The 25,776-nt window shown below is 71.4% G+C and carries 26 protein-coding genes and 1 pseudogene; 11 read left to right on the forward strand and 16 right to left on the reverse strand.

Annotated features, from left to right (window positions below):
* Window positions 1-60 precede the first annotated feature (60 nt).
* The 13 genes from FV227_RS19810 to FV227_RS19870 all read right to left on the reverse strand — a co-directional run bounded on the left by FV227_RS19810 (window position 61) and on the right by FV227_RS19870 (window position 13,381).
* A complete protein-coding gene (locus FV227_RS19810) occupies window positions 61-1,815 on the reverse strand; it encodes a type I secretion system permease/ATPase (protein WP_147859738.1) in 1,755 nt (584 codons plus the stop codon).
* A 254-nt stretch (window positions 1,816-2,069) separates the two neighbouring features.
* Window positions 2,070-3,188: a photosynthetic reaction center cytochrome PufC gene (pufC, locus tag FV227_RS19815; RefSeq protein WP_147859739.1), complete on the reverse strand. Its 1,119-nt coding sequence runs from the start codon at window positions 3,186-3,188 to the stop codon at window positions 2,070-2,072.
* Window positions 3,185-4,165, reverse strand: coding sequence for a photosynthetic reaction center subunit M (gene pufM, locus FV227_RS19820; protein WP_147729316.1), 981 nt, complete (start codon window positions 4,163-4,165; stop codon window positions 3,185-3,187). Before pufM ends, pufC begins: the two co-directional genes overlap by 4 nt.
* Window positions 4,166-4,263: 98 nt before the next feature.
* Window positions 4,264-5,088, reverse strand: coding sequence for a photosynthetic reaction center subunit L (gene pufL, locus FV227_RS19825; protein WP_147729315.1), 825 nt, complete (start codon window positions 5,086-5,088; stop codon window positions 4,264-4,266).
* 196 nt (window positions 5,089-5,284) lie between these two features.
* Entirely contained in the window at window positions 5,285-5,467 is a 183-nt protein-coding gene (gene pufA / locus FV227_RS19830) for a light-harvesting antenna LH1, alpha subunit (RefSeq protein WP_147730006.1), read from the reverse strand.
* A gap of 11 nt (window positions 5,468-5,478) precedes the next feature.
* Window positions 5,479-5,712 carry a light-harvesting antenna LH1, beta subunit gene (gene pufB, locus FV227_RS19835; protein WP_147730005.1) on the reverse strand — a complete coding sequence of 78 codons (234 nt, stop codon included), beginning with the start codon at window positions 5,710-5,712 and terminating at the stop codon, window positions 5,479-5,481.
* A 164-nt stretch (window positions 5,713-5,876) separates the two neighbouring features.
* Window positions 5,877-6,092: a hypothetical protein gene (locus FV227_RS19840; protein WP_147730004.1), complete on the reverse strand. Its 216-nt coding sequence runs from the start codon at window positions 6,090-6,092 to the stop codon at window positions 5,877-5,879.
* Between the two features lie 125 nt (window positions 6,093-6,217).
* Window positions 6,218-7,684, reverse strand: a complete 1,467-nt coding sequence (gene bchZ, locus FV227_RS19845; protein ID WP_147859740.1) for a chlorophyllide a reductase subunit Z — start codon at window positions 7,682-7,684, stop codon at window positions 6,218-6,220.
* Complete coding sequence (gene bchY, locus FV227_RS19850; protein ID WP_147728122.1) at window positions 7,684-9,276, reverse strand: chlorophyllide a reductase subunit Y; 1,593 nt, start codon at window positions 9,274-9,276, stop codon at window positions 7,684-7,686. Before bchY ends, bchZ begins: the two co-directional genes overlap by 1 nt.
* 5 nt (window positions 9,277-9,281) lie before the next feature.
* Window positions 9,282-10,268, reverse strand: a complete 987-nt coding sequence (locus FV227_RS19855) for a chlorophyllide a reductase iron protein subunit X (protein ID WP_147728121.1) — start codon at window positions 10,266-10,268, stop codon at window positions 9,282-9,284.
* Window positions 10,265-11,200, reverse strand: a complete 936-nt coding sequence (gene bchC, locus FV227_RS19860; protein WP_147843839.1) for a chlorophyll synthesis pathway protein BchC — start codon at window positions 11,198-11,200, stop codon at window positions 10,265-10,267. The genes FV227_RS19855 and bchC overlap by 4 nt, the downstream gene beginning before the upstream one ends.
* 86 nt (window positions 11,201-11,286) lie before the next feature.
* A complete protein-coding gene (locus FV227_RS19865) occupies window positions 11,287-12,501 on the reverse strand; it encodes a methyltransferase (RefSeq protein ID WP_147728120.1) in 1,215 nt (404 codons plus the stop codon).
* Between the two features lie 10 nt (window positions 12,502-12,511).
* Window positions 12,512-13,381 carry a polyprenyl synthetase family protein gene (locus tag FV227_RS19870; RefSeq protein ID WP_147859741.1) on the reverse strand — a complete coding sequence of 290 codons (870 nt, stop codon included), beginning with the start codon at window positions 13,379-13,381 and terminating at the stop codon, window positions 12,512-12,514.
* Between the two features lie 106 nt (window positions 13,382-13,487).
* On the opposite strand from FV227_RS19870, the gene crtD reads away from it, so the two are divergent.
* Window positions 13,488-15,026 (forward strand): 1-hydroxycarotenoid 3,4-desaturase CrtD, encoded by a 1,539-nt coding sequence (gene crtD / locus FV227_RS19875; protein WP_147859744.1) that lies wholly within the window; start codon window positions 13,488-13,490, stop codon window positions 15,024-15,026.
* A complete protein-coding gene (locus FV227_RS19880; RefSeq protein WP_147727369.1) occupies window positions 15,023-15,880 on the forward strand; it encodes a carotenoid 1,2-hydratase in 858 nt (285 codons plus the stop codon). The genes crtD and FV227_RS19880 overlap by 4 nt, the downstream gene beginning before the upstream one ends.
* 47 nt (window positions 15,881-15,927) lie before the next feature.
* Here FV227_RS19880 and FV227_RS19885 read toward each other — a convergent pair whose 3' ends face one another.
* On the reverse strand, window positions 15,928-17,496 hold the full coding sequence (locus tag FV227_RS19885) for a GMC family oxidoreductase (RefSeq protein ID WP_147727360.1): 1,569 nt from the start codon (window positions 17,494-17,496) through the stop codon (window positions 15,928-15,930).
* A gap of 242 nt (window positions 17,497-17,738) precedes the next feature.
* Here FV227_RS19885 and FV227_RS19890 point away from each other — a divergent pair, with 242 nt between their 5' ends.
* From FV227_RS19890 to FV227_RS19910, 5 genes are all read left to right on the forward strand, one after another.
* Window positions 17,739-18,215 carry a DoxX family protein gene (locus tag FV227_RS19890; protein WP_147727361.1) on the forward strand — a complete coding sequence of 159 codons (477 nt, stop codon included), beginning with the start codon at window positions 17,739-17,741 and terminating at the stop codon, window positions 18,213-18,215.
* A gap of 26 nt (window positions 18,216-18,241) precedes the next feature.
* Window positions 18,242-18,703, forward strand: coding sequence for a cupin domain-containing protein (locus FV227_RS19895; protein ID WP_147727362.1), 462 nt, complete (start codon window positions 18,242-18,244; stop codon window positions 18,701-18,703).
* 10 nt (window positions 18,704-18,713) lie between these two features.
* Window positions 18,714-19,616, forward strand: coding sequence for an SMP-30/gluconolactonase/LRE family protein (locus FV227_RS19900; RefSeq protein WP_147727363.1), 903 nt, complete (start codon window positions 18,714-18,716; stop codon window positions 19,614-19,616).
* Entirely contained in the window at window positions 19,613-20,539 is a 927-nt protein-coding gene (locus tag FV227_RS19905; protein WP_147727364.1) for a VOC family protein, read from the forward strand. The genes FV227_RS19900 and FV227_RS19905 overlap by 4 nt, the downstream gene beginning before the upstream one ends.
* A 123-nt stretch (window positions 20,540-20,662) precedes the next feature.
* Window positions 20,663-21,658, forward strand: coding sequence for a catalase family peroxidase (locus FV227_RS19910; protein WP_147727365.1), 996 nt, complete (start codon window positions 20,663-20,665; stop codon window positions 21,656-21,658).
* Between the two features lie 21 nt (window positions 21,659-21,679).
* On the opposite strand, the gene FV227_RS19915 is transcribed toward FV227_RS19910, so the two are convergent.
* A complete protein-coding gene (locus FV227_RS19915) occupies window positions 21,680-22,066 on the reverse strand; it encodes a type II toxin-antitoxin system VapC family toxin (protein ID WP_147859742.1) in 387 nt (128 codons plus the stop codon).
* Entirely contained in the window at window positions 22,063-22,296 is a 234-nt protein-coding gene (locus FV227_RS19920) for a type II toxin-antitoxin system prevent-host-death family antitoxin (RefSeq protein WP_147727367.1), read from the reverse strand. The genes FV227_RS19915 and FV227_RS19920 overlap by 4 nt, the downstream gene beginning before the upstream one ends.
* Before the next feature lie 172 nt (window positions 22,297-22,468).
* Between FV227_RS19920 and lgt the strand changes: the two genes are divergently transcribed.
* The 4 genes and pseudogenes from lgt to FV227_RS19940 all read left to right on the forward strand — a co-directional run.
* A complete protein-coding gene (gene lgt / locus FV227_RS19925) occupies window positions 22,469-23,356 on the forward strand; it encodes a prolipoprotein diacylglyceryl transferase (protein ID WP_244028036.1) in 888 nt (295 codons plus the stop codon).
* 4 nt (window positions 23,357-23,360) lie between these two features.
* The gene (locus FV227_RS19930; protein WP_147859743.1) at window positions 23,361-24,434 is read left to right on the forward strand and encodes an SAM-dependent methyltransferase; all 1,074 of its coding nucleotides are present in this window, start codon (window positions 23,361-23,363) and stop codon (window positions 24,432-24,434) included.
* A gap of 112 nt (window positions 24,435-24,546) precedes the next feature.
* Window positions 24,547-25,317 (forward strand): peptidoglycan editing factor PgeF, encoded by a 771-nt coding sequence (gene pgeF / locus FV227_RS19935; protein WP_147729524.1) that lies wholly within the window; start codon window positions 24,547-24,549, stop codon window positions 25,315-25,317.
* A gap of 270 nt (window positions 25,318-25,587) precedes the next feature.
* Window positions 25,588-25,776, forward strand: a pseudogene (locus tag FV227_RS19940) (porin family protein); the annotation flags it as partial.

Raw genomic sequence — 25,776 nt, forward strand, 5'->3', positions numbered from 1 at the left:
GCAGGGGGGCGGCCGGGACGGCGGCGATCGGGCCTGCGAGGATCACGGGGTCGGCCATGGTCAGGCGCTTTCCTGCAGGGTCGGCTTCGCGGGCCCTTGCGCGGGCAGCCCCGCCGGGGCCGGTTCGGGGGCGGCGCGCAGCACGCGCTTGAACACCTCGTCCTTCGGGCCGAAGGCCTGGGCGCGGCCGTCGGCCATCATCAGCACGAGGTCGAGCGCGGCCAGGGCCGAGGGGCGGTGCGCCACGACGATGCAGATGCCGCCCCGCGCCCGCACGCCGAGGATCGCCCGGGTCAGCGCGTTCTCGCCCTCGGCGTCGAGGTTGGCGTTGGGCTCGTCGAGGATCACCAGGAACGGGTCGCCGTAGAGCGCCCGCGCCAGGCCGATGCGCTGGCGCTGGCCGGAGGACAGGCCCGCTCCGCCCTCGCCGATCCGGGTGTCGTAGCCGTCGGTCAGCCGCAGCACCATCTCGTGGATGCCCGCCGCCTGCGCCGCCGCGATCACCGCCTCGGCCGAGGCCGCCGGGTCGAAGCGGGCGATGTTCTCGCCGATGGTGCCGGCGAACAGCTCCGCCTCCTGCGGCAGGTAGCCGAGATGGGGGCCGAGGTCGGCCGGTTCCCACTGGTCGAGGGCCGCCCCGTCGAGGCGCACCTTGCCGCGCAGGGGCGGCCACACGCCGATCAGCGCGCGGATCAGGCTCGACTTGCCGGAGGCCGAGGGGCCGATCACCCCGAGGCCCTGCCCGGCCTTCAGCGCGAAGCTGACCTCGCCGACCACCGGGCGCTGCGAGCCGGGCGGGGCGATCGTGACCGCCTCCACCGTCAGCGTCCGCGACGGCGCCGGCAGGCCGTGGCGCGGCTGCCCGGCCGGGATGCGCGCGAGCAGGTCCGAGAGCCGGGCCCAGCTCTGGCGCGCCTGGACGAAGCCCTTCCAGTTGGCGATGGCGAGTTCCGCCGGGGCCAGCGCCCGCGACACCAGGATCGAGCTCGCGATGATGATGCCGGCGGTGGCCTGGCCCTGGATCACCAGCCAGGCGCCGAGCGCCAGCACGCCCGATTGCAGCGCCATGCGGAACACCTTCGACACGGCGCCGAGGCCCCCGGCCACGTCGGCGTTGCGCTGCTGGGCGTCCATGTAGTCGCGGTTGGCCCCGGCCCAGCGCGCCTGGAAGCGGCCCTGCATGCCGAGCGCGGCGAGCACCTCGGCGTTGCGGCGCCCGGCCTCCGCCAGGCCGTTGCGGCGCAGGCCGTGCCCGGTGGCGGCCTGGGCCGGCCTGCGGGTGGCGCGGTCGGTCAGCCACGTCACCGCCGCGAGGAAGAGGGCGCCGCAGAGCGCGGCGACGCCGATCAGCGGGTGGAACAGGAAGCAGACGGCCAGGTAGATCGGCAGCCACGGCAGGTCGAAGAACGCCGACGGGCCGGTGCCCGACAGGAACGCGCGGATCTGGTCGAGGTCGCGCAGCGGCAGCAGCCCGTCGCCGGGGGCGGCCCCCTTGAGCGGCGCACGCACCACGAGGTCGAACACGCGGCCCGACAGCGCCTCGTCGAGCGCCGCCCCGACGCGGGCGAGGATGCGCGAGCGGATCGCCTCGAGCGCCCCCTGGAACGCGTACAGCGTCAGCGCCAGCGCCATCAGCCCGATCAGCGTCGGCACCGAACGGCTCGGGATCACCCGGTCGTAGACCTCCAGCATGAAGAACGAGCCGGTGAGGTACAGCACGTTCACCACGCCGCTCATCACCGCGACGCCGACGAACGCCGTTCGGCAGGACGTCAGGGCCGAGCCGAGCTCTCCGGGATCCCGCGCACGCATCATGTTCCTGCCCCCGGCATGCATTCGTTCACTGTGTGCTTGCAACCGCACGTATATAATACGCGAATGGTGTTTCCTGTCTGTATGCGCGCCGGCGATTTCTGAAAAGTGGCGGTATTCACCGAGATGCGCGTCCGATATGCAAAGGCCGCGCCGCGCCTCCCGTCGCCTCCCGCAAAGAGAACGGCCGCCGGACGGGGGTCCGGCGGCCGTTTCGGGATCGGGACGTTCGACCGGGGCTCGCCCGGCCGGGGTCGTCAGGGTTTCGGCGCGGGCGCCGGCATCGCCGGATCCGGCGTCGCCGCGGGCTGGGCCGGCACGCCGGCCGGCATGTCCGCCGAGGCGACGGGCCCGGCGAGCTCGGGATAGGTCTCGACCACGTGGGCGCCGTTGAGCGGCTTGTTGGCGCCGTTGTGGCAGGTGGCGCAGTTCATCTTCGGCACGTCGCCGAGCGGGCCGTGGCGGTTCGGCGGCAGCGTCTCGGAGAGCGGCAGCATGTAGTCCTCGTTCAGGTCGCGGACCATGCGGATGCCGTGCCAGGCGGCGACGCGGTTGGGCGTGCTCGTGCTCCAATCCGCCACCGAGCGGGTGTTGTGGCAGAAGGTGCAGTTCACGCCGAGCGACTGCGCCATGCTGATCATGATCGCGAAGGTCTTCTCCGCGTCCTGGATCGGCTTGCCCTTGGTCTCCGGCAGGGCCGAGGTGGCGTTGACGCGGATCGCGTCCTCGGGCGTGTTCTTGTGCGCGTAGAACGCCGCGTAGACGCCGTAGGGCAGCGAGGTCAGGCCGACCTGCGGGCTGGCGACGTTCTGCCCGTTGTTGCGCGGGATGACGCCGTGCCCCGCGTTCGGGCCGGGATTCTCGAACCAGATGTTCTTCGGCACCGGCTGGCCGCGGTGGCAGGTGTAGCAGGTGACGCCGGCCTCGTGGACGTGGTTCTCCTTCCAGGTCGAGTTGATGTGCTGGACCATCTGCAGCATCCGCCTGGCGACGCGCTTCTGGTACAGGCTGTCGTCGGCCATGTTCTCGGTGTTGTGGCAATAGGTGCAGCCCTGCTCCGGGGCGACCCACTCGGTCATCGAGGCCATCAGGCGGTTGAAGTTGTCGGCCGAGAGATCGCCGAGGACCTTGACGTTCTGGTAGACCGCCGAGGCCTTGTCGCCCCCGGGCTCGGCCGGGTCGGCCGGCGCGGGCGCCTGGTTGGCCTCGATCTTGGCGGCCTTGTTCGCCCGGGTCTCGATGACGTCCATCGCAGTGCCGCGGAACCCGGTCTGCTGCTGCGCCATCGGCGGGCGGGTCCAGCCGGCGGTGCCGAGCATGGCGATCGTGAGGAACAGCGCGGCGACCGCGCCGGCGACGGCGAGCAGGGTTCTCATGGGTGCACCGAGGGGGCGACGCTGGAGGGATCGACGATCGGGCCGTAGACCTGGGGATAGGACGGCGCGACCCCGTGCTTGACCGCCCAGAGGTACCAGTTGTCGACGACGGTGCCGGTCAGCAGGATGCCGATGCCGCCGGTCAGCGTCGTCAGCACCGCGAACCACCAGGCCCAGCGGTGGACCGATTCCATCGTGGCGTTGAAGCCCATGGTCCAGCGCCAGAACAGGGCGGCGCGCTCGGTGGCGGTGCCGCGGTCGACGATCTGGTCGATCTCGCGCTCGGCGCCGTAGCGCGAGCAGGCCAGGATGGTGCCCCCGTGCATCGCGAACAGCAGCGTCGACCCGTACAGGAAGACGATCGAGAGCATGTGGAACGGGTTGTAGAACAGGTTGCCGTAGCGCAGCGAGAACGCGGCGGTCCAATCGAGGTGCGGGAAGATGCCGAACGGCACCGCCTCGCTCCACGAGCCCATCATGATCGGGCGGATGAAGCCGAGCACGAGGTAGAGCCAGATCGCCGAGGCGAAGGCCCACGGCACGTGCTTGCCCAGGCCGAGCGCCGCGGCGCGGCGGTAGAGCCGGAGCCACCACAGCAGGATCGAGGCGGTGAGGAAGAAGCCGGCGATCAGCCACCAGCCTCCCTCGTTGAGCGGCGGCAGGATCCGGAGTCCGTATTGCGGGCGCGGCGGCTCGAGGGCGAGCCAGGGCAGCTGCCGCACGAACTGGATCGGGTCCCAGTTCACCGACGCCCACATGTTGAGGCCGATGATCTCGAAGGCGATCAGCCCGCAGGCGAAGGACAGCGCCCCGAGGTAGCCGATGTAGATCGGCCCGACCTGCGCGTTGCCGATCAGCCCCATCAGGTAGCTGTGGAACGGCTTGCCCCAGCGCGAATCGACGGCGACCGGGACGCCGTGCTCCGCCTCGATCGGCCGGATCTGCACCTGGGTGAGGATGTTCTGGTAGTATGCCATTGCCTGGGCCCTTTCCGGGAGCGTTCTTCAAGCGACGTGGTGGCCGTATCCGTCCCGCCCCCGGCCGCGCGACGATCGCGGCCGGGCGACTTCGCGGCTCAGCGCCAGACCGGCAGGTTCAGCCACCAGCCCCACCATTCCGGCCAGCCCTGCGTCCAGAACGGGCCGCTGATCACGATGCAGACCGCGCTCCAGAATCCCGCCGACAGGGCCAGGAACAGGCCGAGGCGGTGGATGCCGAGCGTGCCGATCGAGTAGCCGATCGTGTCGCGGAAGAAGGTGTCCTCGTGCTCGGGGCTTTTCACGGTCTCGCCCTTGGCCGGGTTCGTCGCCGAGAGGATCAGGCCGCCGTGCATCGCCAGAGCGAGCGTCGTCGTGAAGAAGAAGGTCACGGCGAGCATGTGCGCCGGATTGTAGTGGAAGTGCAGGTACTGGTAGCCGGTGTTCGACACCCAATCGAGGTGGCTGAGGATGCCGTACGGGAAGCCGTAGCCCCAGGCGCCCATCAGGAACGGGCGGACCACGACCAGGACGACGTAGGCGAAGATCGCGACCGCGAAGGCGAAGGGCACGTGGTAGCCGATGCCGAGCTTGCGGCAGATCTCGACCTCGCGCAGCGCCCAGGACGAGAACGCGCCGATGGCGCAGAACGTGATGATCTGCCAGAGGCCGCCCTCCTTCAGGGGGGCGAGCGCCAGCCCGTACTTGATGTCGGGCGGCGCGATGTTGATCTGCCAGATGTTCCAGGTCGGCCCGAGCGCCGCGCCGTAGATGATCAGCGCCGTGCCGAGCGCGCTGAAGAACAGCGTCGTGACCCCGAAGAAGCCGACGTAGAACGGCCCAACCCAGAAATCGAACAGGTCGCCGCCGACGAGGGTGCCGCCGCGGACGCGATACTTCTTCTCGAAACTCAGCATCGCCATGGCGAATAGCCTCCGGATGGGTCTGCGGCCGTCGGGCGCTCGGGCGGGCGGTCGTGCGAGCGGCCTTGCGGCAGCGCTCGGGTGTCGGGCGCAGCGGGCGGGAGGATCGGGGCTCCGGTCCGCTGCCTTCGGTGCGCGGCGTCTCGCGCGGCATGCCGGCCGGGCGGGAACCCGGCCGGCACGCCGCGGGGCCGGGTCACGCCGGGGTCGGCGCAACGATCTGGAGGGAGGCCGCCTTCGAGTCCTTGGCGCCCTCCAGCCAGTTGAACCGGCTGGTGCTGAGCAGGATGAAGTGGATCAGCAGCGCGAGGACGAAGAGAAAGGTGAACAGCGCCACCAGCGTGCGGCGGGGATCGAACAGGAGCCAGACCTTGTGCATGGTGTCCTCCCTTACGAGATCATCGAGACGAGGCCGTGGACGGCTTGGGCCCCGCCTTCGAGCATGGCGTAGCCCTTCGGCCCGGGCAGCCACGGGCGCCACATCCAGACCAGGATGTGCGCGACCACGGCGATCGCGGTGAAGATGATGAAGCTCGTCAGGAAGATCGCGTGGAACTCCTTGGCTTCGGGTTCCGTCAGCCCCGAGAGGCTGCTCGGTCGTTCGAGCGTTCCGGGATTGGCCATGGTTGAAGTACCTCCGTTTGGCTGACCGCGCGGCAGGGTCGCGCGGGGGTGAGCGCCGTGGCGGCGTTGGGTGCCACGACCGGACTTCCACCCGTTCTGCCCGGACGGAAGCGTCTCGAAGGGCTCGGCCGGCGCGAAGCGCGATCCGGCGCGGCCCGAAGGCGTCAGCCCATGAAGGCGTAGGGGATGGCCGAGACCGCCATGGCCTTGGCCTCGCCGAAGACCGAGCGGCGCTGGGCCGGGCGGCCCGGCTCGCGCGCCGGCATCACGCGCTGGGCGATCGCGGCGGCGAGGAAGAACGGGTAGGTCGCGCCGAGGATGACCTTGAACTGGACCTCCTCCTGGTGGAGCCGGGACGTCGCATCGATCGATCGGGCCATGGATGTCCTCCTGGGCGCTGGGGCCGGCGCAGGGCGCGGGCTCGGCGGGGTGCGGGCGGATTCGTCCGGCCGGAGCCGGGGCGAAGGGGTGTGGGCGGCAGGGATCGGCAGGCTCGCGGACGCGCTCATGCGGCGACTCCGAGCTTCAGGGCGTCGTGGGCGGTCTCGACGTGCCCGGGTGCGACCTCGCCGGCGCCGTCGCGGCGGGCGCCGCGCTCGGCGGCATCGCGCAGGCGCTTGGCCATCGAGATCCGGACCAGGACCGGCTGGCGCTCGACATGCGCGTCGAGGAGCGCCCGCGCGGCCTCGTTCCACGGCAATTCGCGATGCATCCGCGCCGGCGTCGCCTCGACCGCATCCATGTCGCGGGCGAGCGGCAGGATGTGGAAGAGCATGTCGAACAGCGCGTTGCAGACTTCCTGCACGAGGTAGGTCGCGCCGGAATAGCCCATGAACGGCGTGCCGGTGTGCCGCCGGATGATCGCGCCGGGGAACGAGGCCGGCACGAACACCGCCCGGCAGCCGCTCTCGGCCGCGTACATCCGCTCGTTGAACGAGCCGAACAGCACCAGCGGCGGATCGTTCGCGATGGCCGCGCGCACGGCCGCGTTGTCGGGCTTGGCGCCGGGCTTTCGCGCGAAGGCGAAGGTGCAGGGCAGCCCCATCTCCTCCTCGAGGAAGTGGCGCACGCCGCGCGCGTAGGTGTCGGTCGCGACGATGCCGAAGCTCGCGGTGCCGAAGAAGTCCTGCGTCACCGAGCGCCACAGGTCCCAGACCGGCTTGATCGTGGTGTGCTTCTCGCGCTCGATGAACGGCTCGGGATCGAGGCCGAGGGTCTCGCCGAGCGAGCGCAGGAACTTGGTGGTCGAGAGCACGCCGATCGGCGCCTGCAGGTAGGGCCGCTCCAGGTCCTCGCAGAGCAGGCGCCCGAACTCGCGGTAGAGGCAGACGTTGGCGTCTGCATTGACGAGCTTGGGCACGTCGGCGAGATGCGAGCCCAGCGGGAAGACCAGGTTGATCTCGGCGCCGATCCCCTCGACCAGCCGCCGGATCTCGGCGAGGTCGGAGGGCATGTTGAAGGTGCCGTAGGCCGGCCCGATCAGGTTGACCCGCGGGCGCTCGCCCTCCTTGCGCGCGGGACGCGGCGGGATGCCCTTCTTGGCGAAGCGCTTGGCGCCGTATTCCTGCCAGAGCCAGCGCATCGCCCGGTCGGCGGTCTGCCACTGGTCCTCGTCGATGGTGCGTGGCAGGAAGCGCTGGATGTTGGTGCCCTCCGGCGTGACCCCGCCGCCGATCATCTCGGCGATCGAGCCGGTGACGACGACGCTGGGCTGGCCGGGATCGAGCACCGCATGCGCCCGCTTCATCGCGCCCTCAGTGCCGTGGCGGCCGAGCTCCTCCTCGCCGAGGCCCGTGACGACGATCGGAAGCTCGTGCGGCGGCAGCGCGTCGGTGTAGTGCAGCACCGAGGTGACCGGCAGGTTCTCGCAGCCGACGGGGCCGTCGATGATGACCTGCAGGCCCTTGATCGCCGTGAAGACGTAGACGGCACCCCAGTACCCGCCGGCGCGGTCGTGATCGAGGACGAGCATCAGGCCATCTCCCCGATAGGCGTGTTGTCCAGCAGGAGACCTTGGTCGTGCTTCTTCGGCGCGGGCGCCCGCGCCACGCTCTTGCGCAGCTGCGGCACCGCCTCCCAGACGCCGGCGGCGTGGCCGGTGCCGACGCCCTCGAAGAAGCCGCGCATCGCGTCGAAGCGGCCCTTGTTGCCGAGCGCGGCGTTGATCACCTTGGCGAGCGAGCCGGCGCCGGCGACGCCCATCAGCGGCCGTGCCGAGATCAGGTTGGTGAAGTACAGGGCCGGCGTGCCGGCCTCCTTGGCCTTCTGCACCACCGGCGTGGTGCCGACGGCGAGGTCGGGCCGGTATTCGCGCATCGCGGCGAGGTCGTCCTCGAGCGAGGCCCGGAACTTCACTTGGACGCCGCGGGCCTCGAGCCAGTCGCGGTCGGCCTCCGCCCAGGGCGTCCTCGGGCAGGCGGTGCCGACGTAGCGCAGGTCGGCGCCGCTTTCGATCAGCAGGCGCCCGACCAGCAGCTCCGAGCCCTCGTAGCCGGAGAGGGTGATGCGGCCCTGGATCGGGGCGGCGGCGAGCACGCCGCGGATCGGCGGCAGCAGGCGGTTCTTGGCGGCCTCGACCAGGCCGCGCGGGACGGCGCAGGCCTCGCCGATCCGGTCGAGCCAGTCCGCGGTGCCGTCGACGCCGACCGGCGCCGAGCCGACGATCGGCCGGCCGGCCGCCTCGAACTCGCGGATGCTCGCGGTGTAGAACGGGTGGATCGCCGCCACCGCCGCGCCGTCGAGCGCCGCGTAGAGCTCGCGCCATTCGCGGGTCGGGACCACGGGGCCGGCGGCGAGGCCGAGCGGCTCCAGCATCGCGCCGATCACCACGGGATCGGCGGGGAACATCTCGCCGAGCAGCGTCACCGTCGGGCGCTCGGAGCGGCCGGCGCGCGGCGCCTGGACCGGGCCCTGCTCGGCTTCCGTGCGCGCGAACCGCAGCATCGCGCCGGCGAGCACGTCCTTGGCCTCGGCATGGGTCGGCACCCCGAAGCCCGGCACGTCGATGCCGATGATGCGGACGCCGTCGATCTCCTTCGGCAGCAGGCGCAGCGGCACGCCCGAGGCCGTCGGCACGCAGAGGTTGATCACCACGACGGCGTCGTAATCGGCGGGCTTGGCCGTGAGGAACACCGCCTCGCGGATGTCCTCGAACAGCTTGCCGGTGACCAGCGTCTCCGAGTTGAACGGCACGTAGCCGACCGAGCGCTTGGCCCCGTAGAAGTGCGAGGTGAAGGTCAGCCCGTAGACGCAGCAGGCGGAGCCGGACAGGATCGTCGCGGTGCGCCGCATCCGCAGGCCGACCCGGAGCGAGCCGAAGGCCGGGCACATGCTCTGCGGCTGGTCGTGCGGCCCGACGGGGTAATCCTTGGCCAGCCGGTCCAGCGTCTCGCTCATGCCGGCCTCGGCGGCGGCGGCCCGCATCACGTCCTTGCCGGCATGGCAGCCGAGGCCGTCGCCCTTCGTCGCCGCGAGGTTCACGGCCGGCGCCTGCGCGGCGGCGAGCGTCGAGGCCGGGATTTCCTGGCGGGCGCGGAGCGCGGCGATGTCGAGGGTGACGGCCATGCGCCTCAGACCTCGTCGTAGACGACTTCGAGGGACGGCTTGGCGACGTGGGCGACGCCGCACATGTCCTCGAAGGTCGCCGGCACCAGCACCACGTCGCGGCCGGTGGTCTCGCTGGAGAACAGGCCGAGGAGGCCGTCCTGCGAAAGCGGCGCCGGGTGATTGGGCTTCGCCTCGGCGACGTTCTGGGCGAGATCGGCGAACAGCGAGCCCCAGCGCCCGTCGGGCCGGCCGATGATCTCGTAGTTCGCGCTCTTCCTGCGGATGTCGTCGTCGGCCGGGATCGAGGCCAGCACCGGGATGCCGACGGCGGCGGCGAAGGCCTGGGCCTCGCCGGTGTGGTCGTCCTTGTTGATCACCAGGCCGCCGACGCCGACGTTGCCGCCGAGCTTGCGGAAGTATTCGACCGCGGAGCAGACGTTGTTGGCGACGTAGAGCGACTGCAGGTCGTTCGAGCCGACGACGATGACCTTCTGGCACATGTCGCGGGCGATCGGCAGGCCGAAGCCGCCGCAGACCACGTCGCCGAGGAAGTCGAGCAGGACGTAGTCGAAGCCCCATTCATGGAAGCCGAGCTTCTCCAAAAGCTCGAAGCCGTGGATGATGCCGCGGCCGCCGCAGCCGCGCCCGACCTCGGGGCCGCCGAGCTCCATCGCGTAGACGCCGTCGCGCTTGAAGCAGACGTCGCCGATCGCCACCGGCTCGCCGGCGAGCTTCTTCCGGGTCGAGGTCTCGATGATGGTCGGGCAGGCCTTGCCGCCGAACAGCAGCGAGGTGGTGTCGCTCTTCGGGTCGCAGCCGATGAGAAGGACCTTCTTGCCCTGCTGGGCCATCATGTAACTGAGGTTGGCCAGGGTGAACGACTTGCCGATGCCGCCCTTGCCGTAGATCGCGATGATCTGCGTTTCCTTCTTCGCCGGCGCGGTCGCCACCGGATCCGGCTCGATGGCCGCTTCGGCGCGGAGCGCGGCGTTGGTCAGGTGCATGTTCATGCGTTCCTCCAGTCGAGGATCATCTTCAGGCACTCGGGCTCGCCGAAGGCCGTGCGATAGGCCTGCTCCGCCTCCGACGCCGGGCGCCGGTGGGTGATCAGGCCGTCGAGGGAGAGAGCGCCGCGTGCGACGAGCGCGCTCACCGCCGCGAGGTCGTGCGGCCGGAACTCGGCCGCGACCCGGATCCGGGCCTCGCGCAGGAAGGCCGGCGGGAAGGCGAAGGCGAGCGGCGCCTCGTAGAAGCCAGCGAGCACGATCTCGCCGCCGGAGCACAGCCGCCCGATCAGCGTGTCGAGGAGGCTCGCATCGCCGCTGACGTCGGTGATCGTTGCGTAGTCGCGGCGCTCGTCCTGATCGGGGTGGATGACGGGATAGCCGAATTCGCCCCGCGCCCGGACCGGATTGGTCTCCCACACCGTCGGCATCGCGCCGGACAGGGCGGTGAGCCGGGCCAGCAGGCGCCCGAGCACCCCGTGGCCGACGATCAGCGAGCGCTCGCCGGGGGCGTTGCTCGCCATCGCGTGGTAGGCGGTGGCAGCGAGCGCCAGCAGGATCGCCTTCTCGCCCAGGGCGGGGTCGACCGGCACCAGCTTCTCCGCCGGCACGATCAGGTGCGAGGCGGCGCCGCCGAACAGGCCGCGCACCGTGCCGAAGCAGCGCGCGCCCGGCACGAACACCGCCTGGCCGACGCTCAGGTCCGAGCCCGCGGGCGCCGATTCGACGGTGCCGACCGACTCGTAGCCCGGCACCAGCGGGTATCCCATGCCGGGGAAGCTCGGCATCCGCCCGGTCCAGAGCAGGCGCTCGGTGCCGGTGGAGATCCCGCTCCAGGTGACGGCGACCACCGCGTCGCCCTCTGCGGCCGGAGTCAGCGGCAGGCGGTTGAGCGCCAGCACCTCCGGTTTCTCGAGAACGACGGCGAGCGCGTCCATGTGCGGTGCCTCTTCCATCCCCGGCCCGACTCTCCCGGTCGGCCATCAGTCATCCTAGAATGACAATGAAAAGCGTCAAGGCAAATTTACACTTCGCTGCGCTTGCGGGCGACGACGAGGCGCGTCAGCAGGGGACGACGGGTCTTCACGCTGCGGATCGCGTCGAATCCGGCATCGCGAAGCATCGCGGTCAGCTCCTCGACGGTGCGGGCGCGGCCGCTGCCCATGGCGAGCAGGTAGAAGCCGAAATAGGCGTCGCCGATCGGCTCGGCCCCCCGCGTCCCGGCCATCGGCTCGGCGATGAGCAGCGTGCCGCCGGGGGGCAGCGCGTCGTGCGCCGCACGCAGCAGCACCGCGGCGCGGGCGTCGTCGTGATCGTGGACGATCCGCACCAGCGAGATCGCGTCGGAGCCGCGCGGCAGCGGATCGGAGAAGAAGTTTCCGCCGCGGCAGGCGACCGTCAGGCCCGCCGCACCGAGGCGCGCCTCGGCCCGGGCGGCGACCGCCGGCAGGTCGAACAGCATCAGGTGCAGGCCGGGGTGGCGGGCCGCGGCGGCGGTGACGAAGGCGCCCTCCCCGCCACCGACATCCATCAGGCAGGCGTGCGATCCGAGCGGATAGGCGTCGAGCACGTCCTCGGCGATCAGCGCCTGCGAGGCCGCCATCAGGCGGCTGTAGCCGGCGACCGCCCCGGCCTCCGCGGCGTCCGGCTCGGCGGCCTTGGCGTAGGGCCAGTAACCCGAGAGTTGCGTCGGGGGTCCTTCGCCGCGCAGCAGCGCGACCGGGTCGGCGAGATCGGCGTAGAGCATGGCGTGATGCTCGATCATCGCCGCCACCGACGGGTTGCCGATCAGCGCCGCGCCGAGGTCGGCCAGCGCCCAGCGCGCGTCGGGCAGGCGGCCGATCAGGTCGAGGGAGGCGGCGGCCTTCAGCAGGCGCTCGGCTCGCTCCGGTGCGAGACGGAGGCGCTCGGCCACCACGGCCGTCGCGAGCGGGCCGGGCTGCAGCGTGTGGAACAGGTCGAGCCGGACGCAGGCGAGCAGCACCTGGGAGTAGGTGAACCCGGCGCAGAGGTCGAACAGCGCCCGGGTGTTCGTCCGCGCGATGCGGCGCGTCAGCGGAAACCCGGCGGCCCAACGCTGGAATGCGGGGCTCGCGACGCGGGCGATGCGGAAGGCGCGCCAGCGCTCGCGAAGGTTTCGAAACGCGAGCCACCCTCCCCCCGCCGAGGCGAGCGGGACGGCGCGGAGGCCGTTCTTCTCCCCGCCGGAGACGATGCCCACGCTGGTTTCCGCCGCCATGCCCCTCGCCTCAGGCGAATTCGTGGGCGAGGCTCGCGGGCAGGAAGAGCCGGGTCTGCGCGGCGATCTCGGCGCGCAGCGCGTCGGCGCCCGGGCAGGTCGGGATCACCTCGATCGCCTCCGCCGAGAGGCGCTTCAGCCGCTCGAGGGCGCCGCCCATGCCGAGGAGCAGGGCGGCGTTCGGCCGGCCGAGGGTAGCGTCGCGGCCGGCGGGCTTGCCGATCTCCTCCTGGCGGCAGGCGACGTCGCGCAGGTCGTCGGCGACCTGATAGGCCTCGCCGAGGCATTCCCCGAGGAGCCGCCACGGCAGCGGCGACGCGCCCGCCGCCGCCGCACCCGCCACCGTCGCGGCGGCGAACAGCGCACCGGTCTTGGCCTGCTGGTAGTTCGACAGCGCGACCTGCTCCTCCGATTCCCAGGCCTGGCCGGCGACGATGCCGGCCGGCGAGCCGACCGCGCGGGCGACCAGCCCGACGAGCGCCGCGAGCCGATGCGGGTTCCTGGCCGCGCCCCGGGCCAACGTCTCGAACGCGAGCACGATCAGCGCGTCGCCGGTGAGCACCGCCAGCGGCTCGCCGAAGGCGACGTGCACGGTGGGCTTCTGCCGGCGGGTCTCGGCGTCGTCGAAGCAGGGCAGGTCGTCGTGGACGAGGGAGGCGCAGTGCAGCAGTTCGATCGCGGCGGCGGCGGACTCGGCGGCGGCCGGATCGTCGTCGCCGCAGGCGGCGGCCACCGCCAGGCAGAGCCGGGGCCGAATGCGATGGCCGCCCGGGAACACGGCGTAGCGGATCGCCTCGGCGAGCCGCGGCGGGGCGCCCGGCGCCTCGGCGTAGGCGACCGCGTTGTCCAGGGTCCGTTCGATGCGCTGGCCTGCGTCCACCGTGACCTCCCGTGTCAATTTGCTTTGACTTTTCGAAGTGTAATCTATGATTGACACTTGTCGCGGGTGAGATCAATGCCGGATCGTCGTGCGGCACGGGGGAACGATGGCGATCGAGCGGGTCGTGGTGATCGGGGGCGGCATCGGCGGGCTCGTCGCCGCCCTCCGGCTCGCCGTGGCCGGATGCGCGGTGACGCTGCTCGAGACCGCCGGCGTGCCCGGCGGCAAGATGCGCAGCGTGCCGGTCGGCGGCACCCGGATCGAGGCCGGCCCGACCGTGTTCACCATGCGCTGGATCCTCGACGAGATCTTCGCCGAGGCCGGTGCGGATCTGGGTGAGCGGGTCGCGCTGAGCCCCGCCCGCATTCTCGCCCGCCACGCCTGGAGCGCGTCCGAGCGGCTCGACCTGCTCGCCGACGTCGACGCCTCCGTCGACGCGATCGCCGCCTTCGCCGGCGCGCGCGAGGCCGAGGGCTACCGGCGCTTCTGCGCGCGGGCCGAGCAGGTGTTCCGCACCCTCGACGCGCCGTTCATCCGCAGCGCCCGGCCCGGACCCGTCGACCTCGCCCGTCGCGCCGGCCTGTCGGGGCTGGGCGACCTGTGGCGGATCCAGCCCTTCGCCACCCTGTGGGGGGCGCTCGGCGACTACTTCCGCGACCCGCGCCTGCGGCAGCTGTTTGCCCGCTACGCCACCTATTGCGGCTCCTCGCCGTATCAGGCGCCGGCGACGCTGATGCTCGTCGCCCATGTCGAGCAGGCGGGCGTGTGGTCGATCGAGGGCGGCTTGAGCCGGCTCGCCGCGGCGGTCGCCGCGCTGGCGCGCGAGCGCGGCGCGACGATCCGCACCGGCGCGCACGTCGCGCGCATCCTGGTCTCGGGCGGTGCGGTCTCGGGCGTGGTCCTCGCCGACGGCGAGCGGATCGCGGCCGACGCGGTGGTGATGAACGGCGACGTCTCGGCGCTCGCCGCCGGGTTGCTCGGGCCCGCGGTGGTCGGCGCCGCCGATCCGGTGGCCCCGGCCGAGCGCTCGCTCTCGGCGATCACCTTCTGCCTGAACGCCCGCACCGCGGGCTTTCCGCTGGCGCACCACACCGTGTTCTTCGGACGCGACTACCAGGCCGAGTTCGACGCGATCCGCCGCGGGCGGCTGCCGCCCGACCCCACGACCTACGTCTGCGCGCAGGATCGGGCCGGCGACGCGATGCCGGACGGGCCCGAGCGCCTGCTCTGCCTCGTCAACGCGCCGGCCCGGGGCGAGCGACCCTTCACCGATACGGAGATCGACGCATGCGAAACGACGATGCGGGCACGGCTGACGGCGTGCGGCCTGACGATCTCCGCCGCCGAGACGGCGGTCACCACGCCGGACCGGTTCGGCACCCTGTTCCCGGCGACCGGGGGGGCGCTCTACGGACGGGCCTCGCACGGCTGGAGCGCGACCTTCAAGCGGATGGGCGCGCGGACCCGGCTGCCGGGCCTGTACCTGGCGGGCGGCAGCGTCCATCCGGGGCCGGGGGTGCCGATGGCGGCGCAATCGGGGCGGATCGCGGCGGACACGCTGCTGGCGGATCGGCGGGCGGCGCGCCCCGCTTCGACACGCCGGTCGGCCGCGACGGCTATGTCTGGTGGTACGTCGACGCCCTGAGCGCGGACGGCACCCAGGGGCTGACCATCATCGCCTTCATCGGCAGCGTGTTCTCGCCCTACTACGCCTGGGACGCCACGCGGAACCCGTTCGAGCACTGCGCCGTCAACGTCGTCCTCTACGGCGCGCGCGAAAACCGCTTCTGCATGACCGAGCGCGGCAGCCGCGCCCTGTCGCGCGATGCGACGCAGATCCGGATCGGGCCGAGCGGCATGGCCTGGGACGGCACCTCGCTCACCATCACCCTCGACGAGACCACGGCGCCGGTCCCGTCGCGGGTCCGCGGCACGGTGAAGCTCCATCCCGGCGGGATCACGCCCGGGCCCTTCACCCTGGACGCGCGGGGCGCGCATCGCTGGTGGCCGATGGCGCCGTCCTCGCCCGTCGAGGTCGCGCTCGACGCGCCGTCCGTGCGCTGGTCCGGCACCGCCTACTTCGACACCAATCACGGCGACGAGCCGCTGGCCGAGGCCTTCACGAGCTGGACTTGGTGCCGGGCGGACCTCGGCGACGGCGCGGCGATCCTCTACGACGTGTGCCGCCGCGACGGCTCGGGCCAGAACCTCTCGCTCCGCTTCGACCGCACCGGCGCCCGCCGCGATCTCCGCCCGCCCCTCGCCGCGGCCTTGCCGCCGACGCGGTTCTGGCGCGTGCCGCGCGCGACCCGCAGCGACGACGGGCGGGCGGAGGTGGTGCGGACCTTCGAGGACACGCCGTTCTACTCCCGCTCGCTGCTCTCGGCCCGGCTCGCCGGCGAGACGGTGCGCCCGGTCCACGAGAGCCTGTCGCTCGACCGCTTCCGCAATCCGCTGGTGCGGCTGATGCTGCCGTTCCGGATGCCGCGGCGGGCGTGACGACCAGGCGTCACGCGCTCGTCCGAAGCGGGTCGTGATCGAGCCCGTCAGCCCAGCCGTTCGGCGATGTGGTCGGCGACGCGCAGCGCGTTGGCGACGATCGTCAGCGTCGGGTTCACGGCGCCGATCGAGGGGAAGAAGCTCGCATCGGTGACGTAGAGGTTGTCGAGCTCGTGCGCCTTGCAGGTCAGGTCGAGCACGGACGCCTTCGGATCGGTGCCGAAGCGCAGCGTGCCGGCCTGATGCGCGGTCCCGCTCAGGGGGATGTTCTTGCCGAGATAGAGCGAGCGCTCGAACAGGTAGGTGTAGAGCCCGCCCGGACGGAGCAGGTCCTCGAGCTTGCCGCGCAGGCGGTCGTGCGCCTCGCGGTTGGTCTCGCGCACGTCGAGGATCACGCGGCCGTCATGGCCGAGCATCACCCGGTTGTCGGAATGCGGCAGGTCCTCGCTTTGCAGCCAGAAGTCCATCGAGTGGCGCGCCACCATCTCGAACGGGGCATTCGGCAGGAAGCCGGTCCATTTCGGAAACTCCTCGCCGCGGATCTGCTCCGGATGCGTCTTGGCGCACATCTGGATCAGGCCCATGGGAAATTCCCAGTCCTTAGACTCGAAGTAGAAGTCCGAGACCGCGAGCGTCTTCTGGAAGACGGTGTCGTTGACCTCCTTCGACAGGGCCATTAGCACCGACATGGTGTGGCGCATGTAGTTGCGCCCGACCTGGTCGGAGCCGTTGGCCAGCCCGTTCGGGTGGGCCGCGTTGGCCGAGCGCAGGAGCAGCAGCGCCGAGGACAGCGCGCCGCACGCGACGACGACGATGTCGGCGGAGTAGTGCTCCGCCCGGCCCTCGCGGGTGACGTTCACCGCCGTCACGGTGCGGCCCGACGGGTCGGTCTCGAGCGTCGAGACGTAGGCGTTGACGAGCAGCGTGACGTTGTCGTGCCGGGCCAGCGTCGGGTCGACGGTCATCACCTGCGCGTCGGCCTTGCCGTTGAGCAGGCACGGGAACCCGTCGAAGGCGTCGCAGCGGATGCAGATGCTGGTCGGCGTCGGCTTGCCGTTGCGCTCGTCGAGCTTGATGCCGAGCGGCAGGTGGAACGGGTTGAGGCCGACCTTTGCCCAGTCGTCCGACAGCTTCTGGATGCGCGGCTCGTGGCTGACCGGGGGATGGGCGTAGGGGCCGCTCGCCCACGGCTCGTTCGGATCCTCGCCGCGTTGCCCGTGCACGGCGAACAGCGCCTCCGCCTGCCCGTAATACGGCTCGAACTCGGCATAGGAGACCGGCCAGGCCGGCGAGAGGCCGTCTACGTGACGGACCTCGCCGAAATCGCGCTCGCGCATCCGCAGCAGCGCCGAGCCGTAGACCTTCGAGTTGCCGCCGACATAGTAGTGCAACGCCGGGCTGAACGTGCGGCCGTCGCCGCCGTACCAGGTCTCCTTCGCCTGGTAGGCGCCGTCGACGAAGACGGTCTTCGAATTCCAGTTGTCCTGCGAGCGCGGGAGGTAGTCGCCGCGCTCCAGCAGCAGGATGCGCTTGCCGGTCTTCGCCAGCCGCGACGTCAGCGAGCCGCCGCCGGGGCCCGAGCCGATCACGATGACGTCGTAATGGTCCTCTCGCATCGGTCGGCCTCGCACTGCAATACGCTGGAGAAAACGGGTTCGCCGGCCAACGGCACAAGCCTGGAGGCGTTCCAGGCTGGCCGGTCACGGCATCGTGCGCGCTGCGATGCAGCAAACGCACCCGCTTCCGCCGCCCGGCCCGGCAACTGCGGCGGGTGAGCGGCGTTGGGCCCTCGAGCACGAACGCCGCCCCTCTCCCGTCTCGCCCCGGATCTCGCGATGCCCGTCACCCCAGGCCCCCGATGACGTGGCTCGATCTCGTCGCCGTGCCGCTCGCGGCCAAGCTCTGCCTCGTCTTCATGTTTCCGCTCAGCGCCTACGACAAGGTCGCGCACTGGGACGAGGCCATGGGGCAGGCGCGCTCCGGCCCAGTGCCTTTCCCGGCCCTGCTGCTCGTGCTCGGCATCCTCGTCGAGGCGGTGACGCCGGTTCTGATCGTGACCGGCATCTTCGATCGCGCGGCGGCCTTCGTCCTCGCCGGCTTCTGCGCCGTCACCGCGCTGATGTACCACCCGTTCTGGCGGTTCCCGGACTTCTGGTCGAAAAACGGCGAGGGCCGTGCCCATTTCTGGGACTTCTTCAAGAACTTCGGCCTCGTCGGCGGGCTTCTGCTGGTGGTGATCGGCGGCGCCTACGCCCCGGCCTCCGAGGTCGTTCGGCACCCGCTCTCGAGCGGCCCGCAGGCCGCCCCGGCCCTGTCTGCCCCCGACAACCGTTGACGACCCTCTCTCGCAAGGAACCCGACATGGCCGATCAGCACGACGGCGGGCCGCCGCCCAGGATGCCGTACTGGCACGTCTACACCGACGCCGAGGGCGTGAGCCGGCAGGAACGGTTCGCGCTGTCGGCGTTCAAGTTCGAGGGCATCGACCCGCAGACCGCGCCGCAATGGAACGACAAGCAGGCGCCGTCGCAGGCCGGCGTCACCTTCACGGTGCTGCCGGTCGGCTGGGTCGGGCAATGGCACGAGAACCCGCGGCCGCAATGGATCGCTATCCTGTCGGGCCGCTGGTTCGTCGAGACCATGGACGGCACCCGCGTCGAGATGGGACCGGGCGAGCTGATGATGGGCGAGGACCAGAACACCAAGGAGCGCGACGGACGGAAGGGGCATCTCTCCGGCACGGTCGGCGACGAGCCGTGCACGATGATCGTCACCGGCCTCGACGTGACGCCGACCGTGAACCAGCCCGGACGCTTCAAGTAGGCCCGCGCCGATGGATGGCTTCGAGATCACGCAGCCGCGGTTCAAGGCGTTCGTGCTGCCGAACGCGCCGCTGGAGATGCTCGCCGAGGGCTTCCGATGGTGCGAGGGCCCGGTCTGGTTCGGCGACCGCGACGAGCTCCTGTTCTCGGACCTGCCGAACGACCGCGTGATGCGCTGGAGCGAGTCCGGCGGCGTATCGGTGTACCGCTCGGGCACCGGCTTCGAGAACGGGCACGCCCGCGACCGGCAGGGGCGCCTGCTCTCCTGCTCGCACCGCGACCGCCGGATCACCCGGACCGAGCTCGACGGCACGATCACCGCGCTGGTCGAGCGCTACCAGGGCCGCCGGCTGAATTCCCCGAACGACGTCGTCTGCAAGTCGGACGGCACGATCTGGTTCAGCGACCCGCCCTACGGCATCCAGACCGACTACGAGGGCGGCAAGCAGGCCTCCGAGCTGCCCGCCAACGTCTACCGCTTCGACCCGCGCGACGGCTCGCTCGCGGTCGTGGCCGGCGACTTCGACGGGCCGAACGGGCTCGCCTTCTCGCCGGACGAGACGAAGCTCTACGTCGCCGAGAGCGGGCTGCAATTCGCCGAGGCGCCGAAGAAGTTCATCCGCGTCTTCGACGTCGCCGAGAATGGATCGCTCTCGGGCGGCGACGTCTTCCACACGGTCGAGCCGGGCTTCGCCGACGGCTTCCGCCTCGACGACGAAGGCTATCTCTGGTCGGGCGCCGGGGACGGCGTGCATTGCATCGATCCGCACGGCGAGCGCGTCGGCAAGATCCTGGTGCCCGCGACGGTCTCGAACCTCGCCTTCGGCGGCCGCAACGGCAGCCGGCTCTTTCTCTGCGCCTCGCACACCCTCTACACGATCTACACCAACCGGCGTGGGGCGCGGCTCCTGTGAGCGCCCTGGTCCGATCGATCGCCGGGTTCGAGCGCACCGTCGCGGACCTGACGCGGACGGAGGCGTTTTATCGCGACGGCCTCGGGTTCTCGCGGGTCGGCCCGATCGAGCCGCTGCCGGCTGCGATCGGCGACGCCTACGGATCCCCCGGGGCGGTGGGCTCGCGCCTGACGATGCGGCTCGGCCGGCAGATCGTGGCGTTCCTGGCCTTCGATCCGCCGGGCGCGCCGTACCCGGACGCGCCCCGTGCCACCGATCCGGTCTTCCAGCATCTCGCGATCCCCGTCCGCGCGATGGAGGCCGCGTTCGGGCAGCTCTCGCGCCTGTCGCCGACCGCCGTCAGCGTCGGCGGCCCGCAGGACCTGCCCAAGACGTCGGGCGGCGTCACGGCCTACAAGTTCCGCGATCCCGACGGGCACCCGTTGGAGCTGATCGCCTTCCCCGGCGGCCCCGCCGCCGAGCGCTGGCAGGCCGCGCCCGGCCTGTTCCTCGGCATCGACCACTCGGCGATCACCGTGACGCGCCTCGAGGCCGCGCTCGCCTTCCACGCGGCGCTGCTCGGCTTCCGGGTGGCGCAGCGAGGTCTGAACGCCGGCGAGGCGCAGGCGCGCCTCGACGGCGTCCCCGACCCCGTCGTCGACGTCCTCGGCCTGGAACCCGGCGGCCCTGCGACGCCGCATCTGGAGCTGCTGCACTACCGCCAGCCCGCGACGGAGAAACCGACCCCGGCGCCCTTCGGTCTGCGCGACCGGGCGACGACGCGGCTCGTCCTCGAGACCGCCGACGTCGTCAAAGCCGTCGCGGCGATCCGGCAGGCCGGCCACCCGGTGCGGCTTTCGGCCGACGGCAGCACCGCCTACGCCGAGGGACCCGACGGGCATGGGCTGCGGCTCGTCGGTCCAGACGGCGGCGCGCGCCGATAAACGGCCTCGCATCGCGGCGCGCGGCTCGATCCTTTTGTGCAACTCCAGATCGTGGCAATAGCCATCCATCGCCGCCGGTCGCCGCCTCGGGTGCCGGAGGGCCGCCCCGATCCGGAGACCTGCATGACCCATATTCCACTCCTCCGACGCGCCCTGGCGGGCGGCCTCATGCTCGCCGGTCTGGCCGGCACGCCGGTCTCGGCCGAGGACGGCACCACCGCCGAGCAGACCGTCGACGCGATGAACACGCTCTGGGGGCAGCATCCGGGCATGCGGGCGAACCACGCCAAGGGGACCGTCGTGGAAGGACGCTTCACGCCGAGCGCCGAGGCGGCCAAGCTCAGCAAGGCGTCGGTCTTCGCCGGTGCCGCCGTGCCGGTCACCGCCCGCTTCTCGGACGCCACTGGCCTCCCGACGATCGCAGACGGCGCGGCCAACGCCAACCCGCACGGGCTCTCGCTCAAGTTCAAGCTCGCCGACGGCAGCGAGATGGACGTCGTCACCAACAGCCTGAAGTACTTCCCCGTCGCCACCGGCGAGGAGTTCCGCGACCTGCTCGTCGCGATCGCGAAGAGCGGGAAGGATGCCGGAAAGCCGACGCCGGCCGAGACCTTCGTGGCGAGCCATCCGGCCGCGGGCAAGGCCGGCGCCACCGCCCGGACCCCGACGAGCCTGGCGCGCCAGACCTACAACGGCGTCAACGCCTTCATCCTCGTCGACGCGAACGGCAAGCGGCAGGCCTTCCGCTACCGCATCGTGCCGGTCGAGGGCGAGGAGCTGCTCGGGTCCGAGGAGGCCGCCAAGCAGGCGCCGGACCACCTGATGAGCGAGATCCGCACGCGGCTCGGCAAGGCGCCGGTCTCCTACAAGGTGCTGGCCCAGCTCGCGGAGCCCGGCGACCGGACCGACGACGCGACCCAGCCGTGGCCGGAGGAGCGCCGCCTGGTCGAGATGGGCACCCTGACGCTGACCAAGCCCGTCGCCGACAGCGCGAGCGCCGAGAAGGCGCTGCTGTTCCTGCCGAACGCCCTCACCGACGGGATCGAGGTCTCGGACGATCCCCTGATCGACGCGCGGGTCCAGGCCTACGCGGTCTCGTTCGGGCGGCGCTCGCAGTGACGGCCGGGCGCGTCGCCCGTCTCACCAGATGCGGGTGACGCGCCCGTCGAAGACGGCATCGGCCGAGATCAGCGGCATCGCGCGGATCGGCGCCGTTGCCGCCGGCAGACGGTCGAACGGGTCGCGATGCGACCAATCCATCGTGCCGGCCATGAGGCAGATCTCACCCGTCAGCGCAGAAGTTCTGCCGCCCTGCTGGAGGAGGAGGTCGGCGAGGCTGTCGGCGAAGGGGGCCATGTCAGGCCATTTGCCGAGGCGCACCTTCTGACTGATTTCAAAGAAGGTGATCGGGCTCACATAAACCGTCGCGGCCGCAGATATGCTTTGCCGCGCCGCAGGGGAGAGGCGACGATCGTTGGTGAGCGACCAAGCCCAGGCATGCGTGTCCAGGAGAAGGCTTCCGCTCAACGCCCACCCTCCCACAGGTCGAGCGCGTCGGCGTCCATCGGTTCGAGGAAGTCGGGACCCGGACCTGTCACGCGACCTTCCAGAAGACCGATCTTGAACGTGGTCTTCGGGATGGCGACCAATCGGACGACGGGCTCGCTTCCACGGGCGATGATGACCTCCTCGCCACGCAGAGCTGCTTCGATCAGCTTGGACAGCTGAGTCTTGGCCGCATGGACGGTTATCTGCATCGCACATTCCCAACTATAAGACGGCACGATCTTAGCTAAGTCGACTAGGTTCGCTAGGGAGGCAGGCAGTGCCTCCTCGCCATCGGGCCCGAGGCCTGAGCAAGGACCGATGCCCAGGCTTGACGCCTCCCGGGGCCCACGTCCAATGCCGGCGTTTCCACGGGAGGTCCCGATGCTCTTCGCCCTGCCCTTCCCGGCCATCGATCCGGTCGCCGTCGCGATCGGGCCGATCACCATCAAGTGGTACGCGCTGGCCTACATTGCCGGGCTGATCGGCGGCTGGTTCTACGCCCGCCGCCTGGTGATGGCCGACCGCTACTGGGGCGTGGTGCGGCGCCCGACCACCGCCGACATCGACGACATGATCGTCTGGGTGGCGCTGGGCGTCGTCCTCGGCGGGCGCATCGGCTACGTGCTGTTCTACAATCTGCCGATGTATCTCGACGACCCGATCGAGATCCTGGCGATCCGCAACGGTGGGATGTCGTTCCACGGCGGCTTCCTCGGGGCGATCCTGGCGATGCTGCTGTTCGCGCGCTCGCGAAAGCTCGGCGGCTACACGCTCCTCGATCTGGCCGCCGTGGTCGTGCCGATCGGGCTGTTCTTCGGCCGCATCGCCAACTTCGTGAACGGCGAGCTGTGGGGCCGGGTCGCGCCCGACTTCGCCTATGCCGTCGTCTTCCCCACCGGCGGCCCGCTGCCCCGCCATCCGAGCCAGCTCTACGAGGCCGCGACCGAGGGGCTGCTGCTGTTCATCGTCATGGCGCTCGCGGTGAACCGCTTCGGTTTCCGCAAGCCGGGCCTCCTCGGCGGCATCTTCGTGCTCGGCTATGCCGTCGCGCGGACCGTCTGCGAGCTGTTCCGCGAGCCCGACCGCCAGCTCGGCTACCTGTTCGGCGACCATCTCGGGCCGCTCGGCGGCGGCGTGACCATGGGCATGCTGCTCTGCGTGCCGATGGCCGTGGTCGGGCTGGTCTTCATCGTGCTCGCCGCCCGCGGCGTCACGCGGCCGCGCCATCCCGTCGAGGCCGCCGCGCTGCAGACGGAGACGGCGCGGTGAGGACGTGAGCCCCACGCCCCTCGGCGCCGAGATCGCCGCCCTGATCCGCGAGACCGGGCCGATCGGGATCGACCGCTACATGGCGCTCTGCCTCGGCCATCCGGTGCACGGCTACTACCGCACCCGCGACCCGCTCGGCCCGCGGGGCGACTTCACCACCGCGCCCGAGATCAGCCAGATGTTCGGCGAGCTCGTCGGGGTGTGGATCGCCTCGGTCTGGGCCGCGATGGGGGCGCCGGCCCCGCTGCGCCTGGTGGAGCTCGGCCCCGGCCGCGGCACGCTGATGGCCGACACGCTGCGGGCGCTGCGCACCGTGGCGCCGACGGCGGCGATCGACCTCCACCTCGTCGAGACTAGCCCGGTGCTGCGGGCGGCGCAGGAGGCGACGCTCGCGGCGGCGACGCCGACTTGGCACGCGGACGTCGCCTCGGTGCCGCCCGGCCCGGCGATCGTCGTCGCCAACGAATTCTTCGATTGCCTCCCCGTGCGCCAGTTCGTGCGGACGGCGCGCGGCTGGTGCGAGCGCCTGGTCGGCCTCGCGGACGGCGCCCTCGCCTTCGGCCTCGCGCCCGACCCGACGGTCGCGATCACCGCCGCGGCGGCCGAGGGGGCGCTGATGACCCTGCCCGCCCCCGCCCTCGAGCTGGCGCGAACCCTGGCGCAACGCGTCCGCGACCAGGGCGGAGCCTTGCTCGTCGTCGATTACGGCCATGTCCGGCCGGGCTTCGGCGACACCCTCCAGGCGATCGCCGGGCATCGCTTCGTCGGGCCGCTCGACGCGCCGGGCGAGGCCGACCTCACCGTGCATGTCGACTTTCCGGCCCTGGCGCGCGCGGCCGCCGAGGCGGGGGCGGCGATCCACGGCCCCGTCGATCAGCGCGCCTTCCTCGATGCGCTGGGTCTTCCCGCCCGCGCGGCCCGGCTGAAGGCGCGCGCGACGCCGGCCCAGGCCGAGGCGATCGCGGCCGCGTCGCTCCGGCTCACCGATCCGGCCCCCGGCGGGATGGGAAGCCTGTTCAAGGCGATGGCGATCACCCAGCCGACCCTTCCGCCGCCGCCGGGATTCGCGCACGGCTGAGGGCGCCGCGGGTGCCATCGTCACCGCCGGCGCCTTCGGTTATCGACGGGCGGACGTGATCCCGCATCGCGGGCGCGAAGTCTCGCCAGGAGCCGCCATGCCAGGAGCCGCCATGTTCGTCGAAGCGCCGGAACTCAGCTCGCATTCGGGCGTCCGCCACGCCTTCTTCACCCGGCAGGGCGGCGTTTCCGACGGGCTCTACGCCTCCCTCAACGGCGGTCTCGGCTCGCAGGACAGGCCCGAGGCCGTCGCCGAGAACCGTGCGCGGATGTGCGCGCAGCTCGGGCTGCCGGCGGATCGGCTGGTGAGCCTCTACCAGGTGCATTCCGCGCAGGCCGTCGTGGTCGAGGCGCCGTTCGCCCCGTCGGAGCGCCCGAAGGCCGACGCCATGGTGACGCGGGTTCCGGGCCTCGCCCTCGGGATCGCCACCGCCGATTGCGGCCCGATCCTGTTCGCCGATCCCGAGAACGGCGTCGTCGGCGCCGCCCACGCGGGATGGAAGGGCGCGCTGACCGGCGTGGTCGAGGCCACGGTCGCCGCGATGGAAGGGCTCGGCGCCCGCCGCTCGGCGATCGTCGCGGTGCTCGGCCCGACGATCGCGCAGGGCGCCTACGAGGTGGGCACGGATTTCATGACGCGCTTCCGGGACGAGGCGCCGGGATCGGATCGGTTCTTCGCGGCCGGCACGCGGCCCGACCATGCACAGTTCGACCTGCCGGGCTTCGTGCTCTCCCGCCTGGAGCAGGCGGAGATCGGAGAAGCCGCCATCCTCGGCCTGTGCACCTATTCCGACCCGGACCGCTTCTACAGCTACCGCCGGACCACGCATCGCGCCGAGGCGGATTACGGCCGGCTGATCTCGGCGATCGCGCTGACGCCGTAGGCGGGTTCCATCGAAGGAACCGCATGCGACAATCTGTCCAGAGGCGGGACGCGAAAAAAGCGTGGCCGCAAGTGAACCTTGACCATTCGCGTGTGTTTATCGGGACAGGTACCAAGGCAACAACGGCGGGGCGCCACAAAGGGGCCGTCTTCAGGACGGTCGGCGTTACCGCGATGCAACAGCATCCTTGGAGCCATTGACTTAAAGACGGGCAATCGGTGCCGGACGGGTCAAAAGGCCGGCGGCACCAGATGGAATGAGGACCAGACCATGAAATCCATGCTTCGGGGCGTCACCGCCCTCGCCGGCATCGCGCTCGCCGGCTCCGCCTTCGCCGCCGACCTTCCGCGTCGCGCTCCGCCGCCGGTGTTCACCCCGGTTCCGGTGTTCACCTGGACGGGCGCCTACTTCGGTATCAACGCCGGCTACGGCTTCGATGCCAGCGATCGCCGCGGCGCC

The sequence above is a fragment of the Methylobacterium sp. WL119 genome, assembly GCF_008039875.1.
GTDB lineage: Bacteria > Pseudomonadota > Alphaproteobacteria > Rhizobiales > Beijerinckiaceae > Methylobacterium.

Bases quoted from the DNA above. Each gene is read 5' to 3' on its own strand.
- FV227_RS19810 (WP_147859738.1), bottom strand. From the start codon at position 1,815: ATGATGCGTGCGCGGGATCCCGGAGAGCTCGGCTCGGCCCTGACGTCC.
- pufC (WP_147859739.1), bottom strand. From the start codon at position 3,188: ATGAGAACCCTGCTCGCCGTCGCCGGCGCGGTCGCCGCGCTGTTCCTC.
- pufM (WP_147729316.1), bottom strand. From the start codon at position 4,165: ATGGCATACTACCAGAACATCCTCACCCAGGTGCAGATCCGGCCGATC.
- pufL (WP_147729315.1), bottom strand. From the start codon at position 5,088: ATGGCGATGCTGAGTTTCGAGAAGAAGTATCGCGTCCGCGGCGGCACC.
- pufA (WP_147730006.1), bottom strand. From the start codon at position 5,467: ATGCACAAGGTCTGGCTCCTGTTCGATCCCCGCCGCACGCTGGTGGCG.
- pufB (WP_147730005.1), bottom strand. From the start codon at position 5,712: ATGGCCAATCCCGGAACGCTCGAACGACCGAGCAGCCTCTCGGGGCTG.
- FV227_RS19840 (WP_147730004.1), bottom strand. From the start codon at position 6,092: ATGGCCCGATCGATCGATGCGACGTCCCGGCTCCACCAGGAGGAGGTC.
- bchZ (WP_147859740.1), bottom strand. From the start codon at position 7,684: ATGCTCGTCCTCGATCACGACCGCGCCGGCGGGTACTGGGGTGCCGTC.
- bchY (WP_147728122.1), bottom strand. From the start codon at position 9,276: ATGGCCGTCACCCTCGACATCGCCGCGCTCCGCGCCCGCCAGGAAATC.
- FV227_RS19855 (WP_147728121.1), bottom strand. From the start codon at position 10,268: ATGAACATGCACCTGACCAACGCCGCGCTCCGCGCCGAAGCGGCCATC.
- bchC (WP_147843839.1), bottom strand. From the start codon at position 11,200: ATGGACGCGCTCGCCGTCGTTCTCGAGAAACCGGAGGTGCTGGCGCTC.
- FV227_RS19865 (WP_147728120.1), bottom strand. From the start codon at position 12,501: ATGGCGGCGGAAACCAGCGTGGGCATCGTCTCCGGCGGGGAGAAGAAC.
- crtD (WP_147859744.1), top strand. From the start codon at position 13,488: ATGGCGATCGAGCGGGTCGTGGTGATCGGGGGCGGCATCGGCGGGCTC.
- FV227_RS19885 (WP_147727360.1), bottom strand. From the start codon at position 17,496: ATGCGAGAGGACCATTACGACGTCATCGTGATCGGCTCGGGCCCCGGC.
- FV227_RS19890 (WP_147727361.1), top strand. From the start codon at position 17,739: ATGACGTGGCTCGATCTCGTCGCCGTGCCGCTCGCGGCCAAGCTCTGC.
- FV227_RS19895 (WP_147727362.1), top strand. From the start codon at position 18,242: ATGGCCGATCAGCACGACGGCGGGCCGCCGCCCAGGATGCCGTACTGG.
- FV227_RS19900 (WP_147727363.1), top strand. From the start codon at position 18,714: ATGGATGGCTTCGAGATCACGCAGCCGCGGTTCAAGGCGTTCGTGCTG.
- FV227_RS19910 (WP_147727365.1), top strand. From the start codon at position 20,663: ATGACCCATATTCCACTCCTCCGACGCGCCCTGGCGGGCGGCCTCATG.
- FV227_RS19920 (WP_147727367.1), bottom strand. From the start codon at position 22,296: ATGCAGATAACCGTCCATGCGGCCAAGACTCAGCTGTCCAAGCTGATC.
- lgt (WP_244028036.1), top strand. From the start codon at position 22,469: ATGCTCTTCGCCCTGCCCTTCCCGGCCATCGATCCGGTCGCCGTCGCG.
- pgeF (WP_147729524.1), top strand. From the start codon at position 24,547: ATGTTCGTCGAAGCGCCGGAACTCAGCTCGCATTCGGGCGTCCGCCAC.